Annotated in this window: 14 protein-coding genes; 8 read left to right on the top strand and 6 right to left on the bottom strand. The window is 55.2% G+C overall.

Translation table 11 applies throughout. The features are described from left to right. The first annotated feature begins 199 nt into the window (after positions 1 to 199). The 5 genes from VQ830_RS26470 to VQ830_RS26490 all read left to right on the top strand — a co-directional run bounded on the left by VQ830_RS26470 (position 200) and on the right by VQ830_RS26490 (position 7110). Positions 200 to 1261 (top strand): ketopantoate reductase family protein, encoded by a 1062-nt coding sequence (locus tag VQ830_RS26470; RefSeq protein ID WP_337271151.1) that lies wholly within the window; start codon positions 200 to 202, stop codon positions 1259 to 1261. A gap of 632 nt (positions 1262 to 1893) precedes the next feature. Next, entirely contained in the window at positions 1894 to 2916 is a 1023-nt protein-coding gene (locus tag VQ830_RS26475; protein ID WP_337271152.1) for an ABC transporter permease, read from the top strand. Continuing rightward, a complete protein-coding gene (locus VQ830_RS26480; protein ID WP_337271153.1) occupies positions 2913 to 3980 on the top strand; it encodes a substrate-binding domain-containing protein in 1068 nt (355 codons plus the stop codon). Before VQ830_RS26475 ends, VQ830_RS26480 begins: the two co-directional genes overlap by 4 nt. A 64-nt stretch (positions 3981 to 4044) precedes the next feature. After that, on the top strand, positions 4045 to 6546 hold the full coding sequence (locus tag VQ830_RS26485) for an ATP-binding cassette domain-containing protein (RefSeq protein ID WP_337271154.1): 2502 nt from the start codon (positions 4045 to 4047) through the stop codon (positions 6544 to 6546). Between the two features lie 45 nt (positions 6547 to 6591). Then, a complete protein-coding gene (locus VQ830_RS26490; protein WP_337271155.1) occupies positions 6592 to 7110 on the top strand; it encodes a VOC family protein in 519 nt (172 codons plus the stop codon). A 174-nt stretch (positions 7111 to 7284) separates the two neighbouring features. Here the strand turns inward: VQ830_RS26490 and VQ830_RS26495 are convergent, their stop codons facing one another. The 6 genes from VQ830_RS26495 to VQ830_RS26520 all read right to left on the bottom strand — a co-directional run bounded on the left by VQ830_RS26495 (position 7285) and on the right by VQ830_RS26520 (position 11726). Then, positions 7285 to 8115 (bottom strand): shikimate dehydrogenase family protein, encoded by an 831-nt coding sequence (locus VQ830_RS26495; RefSeq protein ID WP_337271156.1) that lies wholly within the window; start codon positions 8113 to 8115, stop codon positions 7285 to 7287. 53 nt (positions 8116 to 8168) lie between these two features. After that, positions 8169 to 8897, bottom strand: coding sequence for an amino acid ABC transporter ATP-binding protein (locus VQ830_RS26500; protein ID WP_337271178.1), 729 nt, complete (start codon positions 8895 to 8897; stop codon positions 8169 to 8171). 91 nt (positions 8898 to 8988) lie between these two features. Next, positions 8989 to 9630 (bottom strand): amino acid ABC transporter permease, encoded by a 642-nt coding sequence (locus VQ830_RS26505; protein WP_337271157.1) that lies wholly within the window; start codon positions 9628 to 9630, stop codon positions 8989 to 8991. 10 nt (positions 9631 to 9640) lie between these two features. Next, positions 9641 to 10309, bottom strand: a complete 669-nt coding sequence (locus VQ830_RS26510; RefSeq protein WP_337271158.1) for an amino acid ABC transporter permease — start codon at positions 10307 to 10309, stop codon at positions 9641 to 9643. After that, on the bottom strand, positions 10306 to 10779 hold the full coding sequence (aroQ, locus tag VQ830_RS26515; RefSeq protein ID WP_337271159.1) for a type II 3-dehydroquinate dehydratase: 474 nt from the start codon (positions 10777 to 10779) through the stop codon (positions 10306 to 10308). The genes VQ830_RS26510 and aroQ overlap by 4 nt, the downstream gene beginning before the upstream one ends. A 116-nt stretch (positions 10780 to 10895) precedes the next feature. Beyond that, the gene (locus VQ830_RS26520; RefSeq protein WP_337271160.1) at positions 10896 to 11726 is read right to left on the bottom strand and encodes a transporter substrate-binding domain-containing protein; all 831 of its coding nucleotides are present in this window, start codon (positions 11724 to 11726) and stop codon (positions 10896 to 10898) included. A 200-nt stretch (positions 11727 to 11926) separates the two neighbouring features. Here VQ830_RS26520 and VQ830_RS26525 point away from each other — a divergent pair, with 200 nt between their 5' ends. The 3 genes from VQ830_RS26525 (at position 11927) to VQ830_RS26535 (ending at position 15291) form a co-directional block, all read left to right on the top strand. Beyond that, positions 11927 to 13819: a bifunctional sugar phosphate isomerase/epimerase/4-hydroxyphenylpyruvate dioxygenase family protein gene (locus tag VQ830_RS26525; protein WP_337271161.1), complete on the top strand. Its 1893-nt coding sequence runs from the start codon at positions 11927 to 11929 to the stop codon at positions 13817 to 13819. 86 nt (positions 13820 to 13905) lie between these two features. Then, complete coding sequence (locus VQ830_RS26530) at positions 13906 to 14577, top strand: GntR family transcriptional regulator (protein WP_337271162.1); 672 nt, start codon at positions 13906 to 13908, stop codon at positions 14575 to 14577. Between the two features lie 45 nt (positions 14578 to 14622). Beyond that, positions 14623 to 15291: a GntR family transcriptional regulator gene (locus tag VQ830_RS26535; protein WP_337271163.1), complete on the top strand. Its 669-nt coding sequence runs from the start codon at positions 14623 to 14625 to the stop codon at positions 15289 to 15291. Positions 15292 to 15410 lie beyond the last annotated feature (119 nt).

Genomic DNA, 15410 nt, shown 5'->3' on the forward strand with positions numbered 1-15410 from the left:
GAACGTCACTCTGTGACCGAAGCCAAGGCATCAGGTCACGCATTGGAGATTGGTTCAAGAACCGAAGGACAACTCCGTCCTGCGGACGGAAGAGATTTAGCCGATCGGCGCAAACGCCGGTTAAAACATAACCGAACCCAAGGAAATTCCCGCAAATGCTGGTGTTTTGCCCCTTGTGTTCTTTCATTGGAGTTTTACCATGACCTGGGACAAGACGGGCAGTCCGCGGATCGCCTTTTTAGGGACCGGCGCGCAGGGTGCCTCGATTGGAGCCGATTTTGCCCTGGCGGGTCTAGACGTGACGTTCATTGAGCAGTGGCCAGATCACGTGAATGCTATTCGCGAGAAGGGCATCATCGTGAATCTGCCGACGCGCACGATCAACGCGAAAGTACCGGCGTTGCACCTCTGTCAGGTCGCCGAGGTCAAAGAACCGTTTGACCTCGTTTTCATGGTCGTCAAAGCCTACGATACGAAGTGGGCTTGTCAGCTCATCGAGCCGGTGCTTGCCAAAGATGGCCTGATCGTTGGCTTGCAAAACGGGATGACGCATGAGGATATCGCTGCGATCGTCGGCCGCGAACGCACCATAGGCGCCGTTATCGAGATTGCCTCCAACATGTGGGAACCAGGGATAACCAACCGCCAGAATGACCACGACACATCGTGGTTTGCTCTCGGTGCACTCGACCCGGACACCCAGCCAAGAGTGGAGGCGGTCGCAGAGTTGCTCCGCAACGCGGGAACCGTCGAGGTCTTCGATGACATCCGCTCGGCAAAATGGATGAAGCTCGTGGTGAATGCCGCAGAACTCATTCCATCTGCAATCGTGAATATGCCTCTTGGCGATGCGGCTCGCGCGCCGGGAATGCTGGAGGTCATGCGTGCTGCGGGCTACGAGGCAATGTATGCCGCCCTTGCTGATGGTGCCAAGATCGTTCCCATCATCGGGATGCCGCCGGTCACGACCAACCATCCTGAGCGCTATGTCGACCAGATCTTCGAAGAGGTCCTCACCGTTTTCTCCCAAGCCGACACATTGACGACATCCCTCCAGGATTGGCGAAAGGGCAGGCGCGCTGAGATTCAGGAAGTGAACGGATGGGTCGTCGATGTCATGAAAGCGCATGGCCAGTCGGCGTCTATCAACGAGCGCGTGGTGGAAGTTGCCTTAGAGATCGAGAGCGGCAAGCTTGAAGCAAAACCGGAAAACGCCAGGCTTCTCATCGAAGCCTACGAAGCAAGTTTGGATATACCATAAACGCCTGGCGAGACGCGCGTGCCCGGCTGGTCAGACGTTGTTCCTCTCCGCTTGTCGAGCATAATGGGTTTACAGGGGAATACCTGACGGCCACGCCGGATAGCGACATATCCATACCGGATATTTTCAGTGTTTTCAGGCGCTGTGAAATCGAGGAAAGTTATCATCGAACGGTTAGGAGGAGCCGTTTCAATTCCAATACATCGCTTCGTCAGTTGAACTTCGCGAAGGTCTTTCTGTGAATTGAGGCTGTGCTGATGCCCTGCTTCTTCTCTTTGAGAGACATACTGACCGACGGTTTAGATGAAAGACTATTTCTTGGAGGAGGTAGAATATGGATTTTGGGAATTTTAGGCTGTTCCCCCCGAGCAAGCCAATCCTCAGGCTGGTGACGACGTCGCTACGAGACGGTCCCAATCGGACGGTCCCTATCTGAGGTCCCGTAGGGTTCCTTAAAGAACTTCAGTTTGCTCCGTGTCGGTCGTAGGGCCTGACGGTAGTGCAACCCGAAAACGTGACAGCTCTTGATGATCGAGCCAATGCAGCCGGCGCGAACGAACTCTCCTACCCTTTGCAAAACGAGACGGCGAGAGATGCTGCCGTGAGGGAATTTCTGAAAGGTGGCAACAAAAATGATCCAAAACCCGACGAGCATCGTGATTAACAACCGACAGGGCCTTTTGTCGATGCCTTTGGCGCGTAGTTTCGTCACGGTCGTGTTGTCAACGCTGCTCTTACTCATAATTTGCGCCATCCTCGCCCCTTCCAGCATTTCCTTCGGCGCTCTGAAAGGAAGCCTGCCTTTCGCAGCAATCATTGCAATCGTTGGTTTGGGTCAATTGCTGGTGGTTCAGCATGGCGGCTTTGATCTTTCTCTACCCGGCTCGGTCTCTTTGGCAGTCGTCGTTTCGACCCATTATCCGCAGCAGAACGATGCGCTACTTTATCAAGCTGTGTTGCTGGCCATTGCCTTTGCGCTTGTCGCAGGCTTCATCAACGGCTTGCTTGTCAGTGTCTTTCGCTTGAACGCAATCATTGCGACGATCGGTGTCAATGCTTTGCTTTATGCGGGTGTGTTTGCGACGTCGGGTGGTGTCCCGTCGATCACCACCAATCTGCTTGCGGAGATTGCTGGCGGCGAAAGCCTCGGCATTCCGAACGCAGTCTTTTTTGCCATTGCCGCTACTGCACTCGTCTCCTTTACCCTGAAGAAAACGGTCGCCGGTCGCAGGTTTGAGACAATTGGCGCCAGTCCGCTCGCAGGTCGTGCCGCGGGACTGAATGTTCGTGTTCACCAAATGATGGCCTATGTCTTCGCGCAGCTTCTTTACTGCATGGCGGGCATTTTGATCGCAGGGATCACCCGCGAACCGACAGCCTTTCAGGGCGATAGCCTGCTCCTCCCGTCTGTTGCTGTTGTTGTGCTGGGGGGCACTTCTCTTCTGGGTGGGCGTGGATTTCCGATCTCGACCGTGATTGCCGCCTTCTTCCTCAATCAATTGAGCCAATTCGCACTCTCAGTCGGCGTGCCTTACTCGGCTCAAACCATCATCCAGGCGCTCGCCTTGGGTTTTGGCATCGGCGTTTACTCGCTCCGTTGGACGGTAAACCTCAAGAAGACGACTGGAACAAAAATCGTGGAGGAGAGAAAATGAAACGCTTAAAGCTTACCAGACCCCTTACCATTTCTGTTGGGGCTCTCGTTGCAGCGCTCGGCTGCGCCGATTTCGCAAAAGCCGAGACGCCATCTTGGTGCGGACCGAAGAAGGCAAGCCTTGCTCTTTTGGATGGCTATGGCGGCAACAGCTGGCGTCAGGTGACGACGGCTTCGGGCAAGCAGGTCGTCGATCAATGCCCCAGCATCACCAAGTACGAGTATGCGGATGGGCAGGGTGATACGCAAAAGGCGATTTCCGACATCAAGGGAATGGCGGCAAAGGGTATTGACGCGCTGGTTGTCTTCGGTGACGCCGGACCTGCAGTGCTGCCGGCCATCACCAGTGTCTACAAGTCAGGGAAGGTCATCGTGCCGTACCGCGTTGCAGTAGGCGGCAAAGAAGGTACGAATTATTCAAAATTCATCGGTTCTTCGTTTGAAAACGATGGCGTGACCTGGGGTAAATGGATCAAAACCGTGCTGCCGAAGGGCGGGAAGCTGCTGTTCCTGAGCGGGCCTGCCGGGAACAGCCAGGGCCTTGACGAACTTAAGGGGCTCAAGAGCGTATTAGGATCTGAGTATGTGTTCGTCAATCCGCAGCCTTTCGACGTCACCAATTGGGATCCGGCTCTTACGCAAAAGGTGCTGACCGCAGAGATTGCCAAGAACGACAAGATCGATGTGATCATCTCGGATTTCGGTCCATCGCTGGTTGGCGCTTTGCCGGCCTTTACCAAACAGGGAAAATCCATTCCGGCGATCGCAACCTCAGACGGCAACTCGCTTGGCTGCTTCTGGCAGGAAAACCAAGCAAAGAACCCGGATTTCAAGCTATTCACGGTTGCGACCGGGAACGACAATGTGCGGCTTGCCGTGCAATGGGCGATTGCGCTCGCAACAGGGGGTGAAAAGCCGAAGGAAGAAATCTTCAAGGCCGATGCTTTCGAAGATTCCGTCTCCGGCAAGCCGAACCCGGTGCAGTGCCGAAAGGATCTACCTGGCGCGATCTACTTGTCTTCCAAGCTTTCTCCTGAAGATCAGGTCAAGGCCACGAGTCGCTGATCGAGTTATCACATGACCCCGGAGGCAACCTCTCCGGGGTTCGCCCAAAGACGGATTGCAACACATGGCAGAACCAATGATGAAAGAGAGTGAGGCCCCAGCAGCGGACGTCGTTATCCGTTTGGCGGGCATCTCAAAATATTTTTCGCTCGTCCCGGCTCTGAGCAACGTCAGCATCGATTTCCGTGCAGGTGAGGTCCATGCGATCCTTGGCGAGAACGGTGCTGGTAAATCTACCTTGATGAACGTCATCTCAGGCACGCTTCAGCCGACCGACGGAGAGATTAGTTTCGAGGGTCAGGTTGTCCATCAGATGACGCCTGACATGGCAAAGGCACGTGGCATCGCAATCTGTTTTCAGCATCCTGCTATTCTCGAGGATCTCTCGGTCCTTGAAAACCTTCGGGTCGCCCTGCCTGCCTCTATTTTCTCTGGTCGAAATCAGGATGAGGTCGCAACTGAAATCCTGCATCTGATGGGATTGAACGTTCCGCTACGCATGCGAGCCGACAAACTCACCGTGGCCCAGAAGCATCTCCTTGAAATCGCCAAGGCGCTTGCGCTGAAACCAAAGGTGCTTATTCTCGATGAGCCGACCGCTTCGCTCGATCAGGAATCGACCGACATGCTGTTCGCGCGCGTCCGAGAAGTGGCTGCGAACGGCACTTCAGTCATTTACATCACCCACCGCCTGGCCGAGATCCGGCAGATTGCGCAACGCGTGACGGTTTTGCGGGATGGTCAGGTTCGCGGCGGTGAGATGGTTCGCAACGTAAGCGATTCCGAATTGATCGGCCTTATCGTCGGGCGCACTCTCAAGTCGTCCTTCCCACCCAAGGCATCCCATGCACCCGACAAGATCAGTCTTTCGGTCAGCAGCCTGACGAATAGCGATCTGTCGAACGTGAGTTTCGACGTTCCGCGCGGCCATATCGTCGGCATTGCCGGTGTGGCGGGCAACGGTCAGCCCGAGCTTATGAGGGTACTTGCAGGCCTGGAGCCAGCCAAGGGAACGATTACTTTGCAGGGTCGATCGCTCGATCAAAGCGAAGTCCTTCATGAAGCCGCCTTCATGCCGTCCGATCGACATATCGAAGGTGTGGCTGCCGGTCTCACGGTGCGCGAAAACGCAACCTATTCCGCCCTTGAGAAATTTTCCGCAGCTGGCATTGTCAGCCACAGAAGAGAGCTTGCTGCTGTCACCTCCATCTTTGGTGAGCTCGCCGTTAAGACACCAGGGCTCGACGCGCCGATCCTGGCATTGTCAGGCGGAAATCAGCAGAAGGTGGTGATGTCGCGCGCCCTCCTGTCCGAACCCGGACTGATCATAGCCGACGAGCCGACGCAAGGTGTGGATGTTGGTGCGCGCTTTGAAATCTATCGCATTTTACGTGAAGTCTCGGAAGCCGGCACACCGGTCGTTGTCAATTCATCGGACGCGGTCGAACTGGAAGGACTGTGCGACAAGGTCGTGGTTCTGTCTCGAGGTCATGTCGTCGAGACGTTGGTCGGCGAAGATGTCAAGGAAGCTCGCATTGTTGCCGCAGCGGTCAATGCCCATACACATGGCAAAGAAAATGGTTCGACTTCGGCTGCGGCAAGATCGGGACATATTCAGCACTTGCTTCAGTCTGACAACGCGCCTGCTATACCGCTGGCCCTCGTGACGATCCTTCTTGGCTTATATGTCTATATCCAAAACGATAACTTCTTATCGATCTATAATATCTACAATATCCTCCTTCTAGCGGCAGCGCTCGGGTTCATCGCCATGGGCCAGACGGTGGCACTGCTGATGGGTGGGATCGACCTTTCCGTTGGGCCTCTGGCGGGCTTTCTTGTCGTTGTCGCATCCTTTTTCATCAACGACGACAAGTCCACAGCGGTCATGCTGGCGGGATTTCTGCTGATGTTGCTGGGCGCTTTCGTAACCGGCGCAATTAACGGGATTCTGATACGGTTTGCGAATTTCACACCGATTGCAGCGACACTTGCAATGTATATAGCGATCCAGGGCTTCAGCTTCCTACTGCGCGACAACCCGGATGGTTACATCAGTGCAACCGTCACCGACTGGGTGAACTGGCAATGGGGTCCATTTCCGTTGGCCTTCTTGGTGCTCCTCGCCTTTACGTTGGCCGGGGAATATCTCTTGCGGAAAACGAAAGCTGGATGGCGTCTCAGGGCGATCGGGTCGAACGAGCATTCCTCGCGAAGGGTCGGGATCAGGGTCGATCGGACATTCGTCAGCGGCTACATCCTCTGTTCGCTGCTAACGGGCCTCGGCGCCATCATGCTCATGACGCAGGTCGGCGTCGGAGATCCGCGACAAGGTGTCAATTACACATTGGCCAGTATCACGGCCGTGGTCCTGGGCGGAACTAGTCTTTCAGGTGGTCGCGGAACATTCGTCGGCACATTGCTTGGCGCCGTGCTCCTGACGGAAGTGCTGAATGCGGTGACCTTCCTAGGGCTGACGCAGACGTACCAGTACCTTTTTCAAGGCGTCCTCGTTGTCGTTGCAGCGCTCGTCTATTCGAGCGTTCGAAGGCGAGCTGGACACTGAGGTGATTGTTCTCCTGAAGCCTATAATCATCGAAGGAAAAGTCCCGTGGCGAGCCATGTTTACGGAATGCATCACATCGGCATAACCGTTCCCAATATCGAGGAGGGAATGCGGTTCTTCGAAGCTGTGTTCGGCGCAGTAGAAGTCTTCCGAACCGGTCCCTTCGATGTCGATGCAGACTTCATGGCAAACAAGCTGGGTGCGGCAGCCCATTCCAAAATCCGGGATCTAGCGTTCCTGAAATGCGGTCAGGGCACCAGCGTTGAATTGTTCGAATATGATGGCGAGGAGCCGACGCCGCCCAAAAGACCTTCCGAAGTTGGAGGTGTCCATCTCTGCTTTGAGGTGGATGATGTGTTTGCGGCGGCAAGGCGGCTTCGGGACCAAGGCGTCGAAATGCTAGACGGGCCCAATCTCGTCGAGTCAGGTCCCTTGAAAGGCTTCAACTGGATCTATTTCCGCTCGCCTTGGGGCCTCGTTCTCGAAGTGGCGAGCTTTAAGAAGCTCGGCTACGAAGATGCCTCGCCACATCGGCTTTGGCGCGCCAAGGACCATGCCAAATAAAAGCAGTGCCGTTGTGAAGAGGCGATCGCGCGCCGGTCCTTCCCGTATTATGGTCTTGTTCCAACCCCGTGTTTGACGAACCTCGATGGTATCGAGGACAGGCGGCTATCGGCTGACGGTTGGATGGCAAAAAATATGGTAGTCGCGGAAGAAGCACTTCCTGCGCCGTGATGATTAACCAGTATGCGCTAACTCGCGAAGATGATCGGAGGTCGTTGGCGGGAACCCGAAGAACTCCAGATAGGCCGGGATCTGTTCGAACAGCATATCGAGGCCGATCTGAAATTCGCAGCCTCGCGCACGCACCTGCGCGAGAAATGGCGTGATCTTCTGTTTCATGACCACTTCACCGACAAAAGCTGACGGTGATATCCGTTGCACGTCGAATGGCAGCGGATCGTCATCGCGCATTCCCAACGGAGTGGCGTTGACGACAATATCGTAGCCTGCGGGATCGGTCGCTTCTGTCGTGACCTGAAGTTCGGGGTAGTGGAGACGCAGCCGTCGCGCCAGTTCCTCCATCATGGGCGGATGAGCGTCATTGATGGCCAATTCGGCAATGCCCGCCTGAGCCATGGAGGCGGCAATCGCAGACCCGACCCCGCCGGCACCGACCATGATAGCGCTCTTTCCCTTGATGGCGCGTCCCCGGCGCAGAACGCCGCGCACAAACCCTTCACCATCAAACATATCGCCCATCAACCGGCCGTCTTGTGCGAGGCGGACGGCGTTACAGGCGCCGGCGACGGCGACGCTCTTGGACACTTCGTCCAGCAACCCAACGGTGACGATCTTGTGCGGCATCGTAATCAGCGCACCGTGGATGTTGGATAGCTTGAACACCAGCTTCAGGAAGGACGGATAATCCTCAGCGTGACATCCCATCGGTACGACGGCGGCGTTGATGCCGGCTTCCTCGAAATAGGGATTGTAGATCAACGGCGCCTTGAACGAATGCGTCGGATAGCCAATATGCGCTATCAACTTGGTGTTGCCGTCAATCATAGGCTTCAGCTTCCATGATATGCGCCTTCAGGCCGCCGCCCGCTCCACGCAGGTCAGTGTCCAAGGATCTCTCCTAAGAACTTGCGCGTACGCTCCTGCTTCGGATTGGAGAAGAATTCGTTCGGTGGTGCTTCTTCGACAACAGCGCCAGCCGCCATGAAAATGACGCGGTCCGCCACTTGCCGGGCAAAACCCATTTCGTGCGTGACGCAAATCATCGTCATGCCTTCTTCGGCGAGCCCGATCATCGTATCCAGCACTTCCTTGACCATTTCCGGGTCGAGTGCAGAGGTCGGCTCGTCAAAGAGCATCACCTGCGGGCGCATGCACAGCGCTCTGGCGATGGCAACGCGCTGCTGCTGACCGCCCGAAAGTTGTGCCGGATATTTGTCCGCCTGCTCGGCGATCTTCACCCGGTCCAGAAGCTGCCGCGCACGTTTCTCCGCGTCTTGCCTGCCGAGTTTGAGCGCTCGCATGGGAGCAAGCATGCAGTTTTCCAGAACGGTGAGGTGTGGAAACAGATTGAACTGCTGGAACACCATGCCAACTTCCCGGCGTACGGCGTCAATGCTCTTGGATTGGTGACCAAGCAGCAAGCCGCCGACCCGAATTTCACCCTTCTGGTAGGCTTCAAGGTGGTTGATGCAGCGGATCAGCGTCGACTTTCCACTGCCGGATGGACCGCACAAGACGATTTTTTCGCCCTTTCGAACGGTGATGTTGATATCTTTTAGAGCCTGAAACGCGCCATACCATTTCTCTACATCGGTCATTCTGATCATAGTCTGATTGTCAGTCTGGATGGCCGAAATGTCAGTCATGAGAAGAGCTCCGTGTGGCTCGTCAGGGGGAAAGGGAAGAACGATAGGCCTTCTACCGCGTTGAAGCCGCGAATTTTCGTTCGAGGTAGGCGCCATAGATCGTCAGCGGGCAGCAAATGACGAAGTAGAGCATCCCAACAATCCCAAAGACGGTCAGCGGCTGGAAAATCTGGTTGGAAATGATGTTGCCGGCACGCGTTAACTCGGTGAAGCCGACGATCGAGGCGAGCGACGTGCCTTTGATAAGCTGCACAAGAAACCCAATGGTGGCCGGAAGCGAGATGCGGAGTGCTTGCGGGAGAATGACGTCCTTCATGCGCGCGCTATAACTGAGAGCGAGCGCCTTTGACGCCTCCGTTTGACCACGCGGCACGGCCTCGATACCGCCACGCCAAATTTCTCCAAGGTAGGCGCTAGCGTGCAGGGTGAGGCCGGCGGCCACCGCTGCCCATGCGTCAATCTTGATGCCGATCAGCGCAAGACCATAGTAAACCACAAACAACTGCATGAGGAGCGGTGTGCCTTGGAAAAAGGCAATGTAGGCAGCGGTCGCGCGCTCAATGACGTTTATGCCTGATGTTCGCAGCAAGGCAATGATAAGACCCGCCAGACAGCCGCAGACAAAGCCAACGGCCGAAAGCGCTAATGTCCATTTCAAGCCGATAAGAAGGAAGAGAAATTCATCGCGGCCCATACTCAATCCCTCACTTGACGGGGTAGGCAAAGTACCGGGCGGAGAAGAACGCAAAGAGGCGCATCATCAGCCAGGACATGATCAGATAGAAAATCGTCACCGTGAAGTAGACTTCGAAACTGCGGAAACTGTCCGACTCGATCCGTTGCGATACAGACGTCAGTTCATAGGCGGAAATCGCCGAGGCAATGCTGGTCGTCAGTGTCAAGAGCACGAATTGGCTGGTGAGTGACGGAAAGATCGCGCGGAGCGCTGGTTTCAGAATGATCAGACGGAACACCTGCCCCTTGTGCAGGCCAAGAGCAAGGCCAGCTTCCATCTGCCCCTTTGAGATGGATTGCACCCCGCCGCGAATGATCTCGATCGCATAAGCACCGCCATTAATGCCAAGCGCGATGATGGCGGTCGGCGTTGGGTCCAGCCTGATACCGATGAGCGGCAAGGCAAAATAGATGAAGAAAATCTGCACGAGGAACGGCGTGTTGCGGATCAACTCGACGAAGCCGATTATCAGCCATCGCAAAGGCGTAATTTTAGATTGCCGGAGCAAGACGCCACCAATGCCGATGATCGTTGCCAGCAACATACCGCAGATCGCCAGCATCAACGTGCCAAGGCATGCGGTCAGTAGACTAGGCAAACCCTCAATGACCGGCGTAAAATCCAAGGTATAGTTCATGACGCCTCCTGCCTTGGCGCGCCGGCAGACGAAGTCCTTGTCATGTCGGCCATCGCTTCGATGGCTAATTCGTAGCCACGGGCGCCAAAGCCGATCATGATCCCGGTGGCGGTGCGAGAGATCAGCGAGTTGTGGTATATGCTTTCACGGGCGTGGACGTTGGAGATATGCAGCTCGATCTTGGGTCCGTCGAACGTCTTCAAAGCGTCCAGCAATGCCACCGAGGTAAAGGTGTAGCCCGCGGGATTGATGATGATACCACAGGCCTGTTTGCGGGCCTGGTGGACGGCTTCGATCAACTCCCCTTCGAAATTGCTCTGACGAAAGTCAATCTCGAAGCCAAGCTTCGCCCCACGTGCAATGCAGTTCTGGCGAATCTCAGCCAGCGTCGTTGCACCATATATTGCAGGCTCACGCTCCCCCAGGAGATTGAGATTGGGTCCATTCAAGATGAAGATCGTCTTGCTCATGATGAGCCTCCGGAGAAAAAAGGAGGGGTAGCCGACCACAACAGGGCACAGTTCTTGGGTTTCGACACCGCATGACACGGTGCCGATTGCCTCGTTACAAGGCGGCAAACAGCGCTTTATTTTGCTGTGAACGGAATGCCTTCGAGGCTTTCAGGAAATTCGGGCACCGGCACCTTCATCCATTTGGCGTAGATCGTCTTGAGTTCGCCATTCGCCTTGATCTTGTCGATGAACGAATTCAGAGCGGCATTGAGCTCCTTTTCCCCGAGCCTTGTGCAGGCACCGTTATAGAGCTTTTGGAACTCGAGTTTGTTTTCAAACTTACCTGGAGCAGCTTTATCCACCCGGTCCAGATAGAAGATGTTGCCACCCAGCGCTTCGACCTGTCCCGATATCAACGCCTGGACGCTTGCGGCGTCCCCATCGAAGCGGCGAATGGTCGCTGATGCCGGTGCATTCTTGGTGACTTGCGTGTCCTGGGCAGCGCCCTTTGCCACCGCGATGGTCATGTTGGCCATGTCTTCCTTCGTCTTGATGGATTTATCCTTCGGGCCAATCAACACGATCGCATTTGCATTGTAGGGCTTGGAAAACTGCACGGCCTTTGCACGGTCGGGCAACATGGCCATGGTCGCAAACAGCACGTCGACGCGGCCAGAGGTCAAGGCAGGGATACGATTGTTGACTTCCAGCGGTACGAACTCGACGGTCACGCCGAGTTCTTTGGCGAAGAGCGTGCCCATATCGGCATCAAAGCCATCCTGCTTACCGCTGCTGGTCACAAATCCCCAAGGAGGATTATCGCCCTGGATGCCGACAATGAGCTTGCCTCTCGCCTTGATCTCATCAGGTGTAATCGCCGCAGCCGAACCTGCAAATGTTGCAGTGGCCAAAAGCGCGGCCGCCCCCATCAAGGCACGACGACGGGTCAAATTCATTGCGAACATGTTGCTCCTCCTAAACGCTGTTCTGCCAGCACTCCCATTGCTGTCGTCATAGAACTGCCACGGACCAGCCTTCGGATCAACAGAGAATTTTAAAAATATATGGCATAAATCATTTCAACATTGACTTTGGCGGGCATGACATGCGACCCATAAGACCAGATCGCGGTAGAAGAGGCCGATGCTCAGCGGGAGGAGCGCCCATGAAGACGTCGATCGCAACGGTATCGATCAGCGGAGAACTGCCCCAGAAACTCCAAGCTATCGCAGCGGCAGGTTTCGATGGTGTCGAAATTTTTGAGAACGACTTCCTTGCCTTCGATGGCAGTCCGCGAGACGTAGGACGAATGGTTCGCGATCTCGGGCTCGAAATTACGCTGTTCCAGCCTTTTCGTGATTTTGAAGGGATGCCAGCCTCCCACCGTCAGCGCACGTTTGACCGCGCCGAACGCAAGTTCGATGTCATGCAGGAGTTGGGGACCGATCTCGTGCTGGTTTGCTCGAATGTGTCGCCCGTATCTTTAGGCGGGATCGACCGAGCCGCAGCCGATTTTCACGAACTTGGCGAGCGGGCGGCGGCGCGCGGCCTGCGCGTCGGCTTTGAGGCGCTCGCCTGGGGACGTCACATCAATGACCATCGCGATGCCTGGGAGATCGTCCGACGTGCCAACCACGATCATGTCGGTCTGATCCTCGACAGCTTTCACAGCCTGTCTCGTAAGATCGACATCAATTCGATCCTTTCGATCCCCAAGGACAAGATCTTCATCGTGCAACTGGCGGACGCGCCGCTGATTGACATGGACCTGTTGTACTGGTCGCGCCATTTTCGCAATATGCCTGGGGAGGGCGATCTGCCAGTCACGGAGTTCACGGCTGCAATTGCGCAGACCGGATATGATGGCTACTTCTCGCTGGAAATTTTCAACGACCAATTTCGTGGCGGCTCCACCCGTTCGATTGCTGCCGACGGCCACCGCTCACTCATCTACCTCGGTGATCAGGTGCGCCGTCTTCCTACTGCCGAGAACTTGAGCGTTCTTGCCATGCCGGATCGCAGCCGGGTAGATGGCGTGGCCTTTGTCGAATTTTCGACCGACCAGGACGATGCAGGCAACCTTGTTGCCATTCTCAAGACTCTTGGCTTTGAAAAAACAAAAGTCCATCGGACCAAGAAGGTGGAGCTTTTCGAGCAGGGAGCGATCCGTCTTCTCGTAAATACCGAAGAAACGGGCTTTGCGAACACATCCTTTGCCGTCCACGGCACCTCGGCCTATGCGATCGCGCTTGCTGTCGATGATGCCGAAAAGGCGCTTGCCAGGGGCATTGCACTCGGAGCCGAACCGTTCGGTCAACAGGTCGCACCTGGGGAAATGGAGATACCGGCCATTCGCGGTGTCGGTGGGGGTCTCATCTACTTGATCGATAACAAGAGCGATCTCGGACGCTTCTCAGAGATCGACTTCATGCCAGTCGAAAATAGCGATAAACACCTCGTCCCAGCGCAACTCCTTCGCGTCGATCATGTGGCTCAAACGGTTGCCTATGACGAGATGCTCACTTGGCTGCTGTTCTACACCTCCATTTTTGAAACCCATAAAACGCCGATGGTCGATATCATCGATCCATCAGGCGTAGTGCGCAGCCAAGTCGTTGAAAATGATAGCGGAAGCCTGCGAATAACGCTGAACGGCGCTGAGAACCGGCGCACGCTTGCGGGTCACTTCATCGCTGAGAAGTTTGGATCTGGCGTTCAGCATCTTGCTTTCGAGACGCCAAATATCTTTGTCACGGCGGCGGCATTACGTCAGAACGGATTTCGAGCTCTGCCGATTTCTGCAAATTATTACGGCGATGTCGAAGCTCGGTTTGGATTGGATCCTGAACTTACCGAACGTCTCAAGACAGAGAACATCCTCTATGATCGTGACGATCACGGTGAGTACTTCCAGCTTTATAGCGGAACTTTTGGCGAAGGCTTTTTCTTTGAGATTGTCCAGCGAAACGGGTATCGGGGCTATGGCGCGCCAAACGCTATCTTCCGGATTGCTGCACTCAAAAAACAGATGCGGCCCGAGGGCCTGCCCGTGCGTTGAGGTCGGTTCTGTCAGAGGTCCACTCTGTTGCGGTTGGCCCTAATCCTGTTACATAGGACGATCTGAAAAATATCAGAGATCTTCTCGTGTCTTCAAAAAATATCTCAGAGTCGGTTGCCGAGGTAACTTATCGGCGCATTCGGGCCGACATCATCTTTGGTCGCCTTCCACCAGCCCAGAAGCTAAAACTGGAGGGCCTGAAGGAGACTTACGATACCAGCGTGAGCACTTTGCGGGAAATCCTCAATCGTCTGTCCTCGGAGGGCTTGGTTTTCGCCGAAGGTCAGCGAGGCTTCGAGGTCGCTCCTATATCCGTCTCCGACTTGCGAGAAATCGCGGCACTGCGTCTACTTCTCGAAACGCATGCGCTTGAACAATCCTTTGCACAAGGCGGTGTCGATTGGGAGGCGCGTCTTGTTTCTGCGCACTATAAGCTTTCGCGAATGGAAAGCGTCATGGCCAATGGCGATACGAGCGAAGCCGAGAAATGGAAGCGCTACGACTGGGAGTTTCATCAAGCGCTGATCTCCGCGTGCGGATCGAAACTGCTTATGGAGACGCATTCTAGTGTTTTCGACAAATACCTCCGCTACCAGATGGTCGCGTTATCCTATCGCGGAGAAATTGCAGCAAAGGAACATCAACAGCTTCTGGACGCTGCATTAAAACGCGATGAGAAGACTGCAAAGAGAGTTTTAATCGAGCATATCGAGGGTGGTGTTGAACATGCCCTCACACGCAATCGGCTGGGAAAATAGATGGTGGTGCGGGGACAGCTGCGGACGGAAGATTTGAGTGATGACATGGACAGAGCAACCGAGACAGTTGGCGAAGTTGTTTTCCGCCAGGTCCGAGCAGATATCATCGCTGGCACTCTCGCCCCCGGCAGCAAGATCAAGTTGGAACAAGCAAAGGCGCGCTATTCCATCAGTGTCTCTTCGCTACGCGAGATTCTTACCCGCTTGACCGCCGAAAACCTTGTGAGAGCCGAGGGCCAGAAAGGTTTTGAAGTCAGTCCAGCCTCTGAACAGGAACTGCTTGAACTTGCGGATTTGCGCATCGTGCTAGAGGTCCATGCCATGGAGCGCGCTTTTGCTGCCGGCGATTTGGAGTGGGAAGGGCGGGTGGTCGCTGCCTACCACCGACTGGCGGCCGCCGAACGCAGCCTTTTATCGGGCGATGCGTCTCGCACGATAGACTGGGTGCGATGCGACTGGCAGTTTCACCACGCAATAGTCTCGGCCTGCAATTCCGAAACATTAATGGCAAATCTTTCCTCGGTCTTCGATCGCTTTCTGCGATACCATCTTCTAGCAAAAAATTTCCGCGGTCAGGCGGTTTGCGACGACCACAGGTCGCTATTTCAGGCCGCCCTCGCGCGCGATCTCGATGCTTCGAAGCAAGTCATTCGCCAGCATGTCATGAGCGGTGTTGACCACATCCTCACGGCATTCAAGCCGAAGAGACGATAGGATGACATGCGGTTGCATGACGCTTGAAAGGTAACGTCCTTTGAAGAGATAAGGGCACAGATTAATATTTCGTTTTATTCAACAGGGCGCTCGTTGCTGGCAAGACGTCGCACGATGAC

The sequence above is a fragment of the Oryzifoliimicrobium ureilyticum genome (assembly GCF_037199735.1).
Lineage (GTDB): Bacteria > Pseudomonadota > Alphaproteobacteria > Rhizobiales > Rhizobiaceae > Rhizobium > Rhizobium ureilyticus.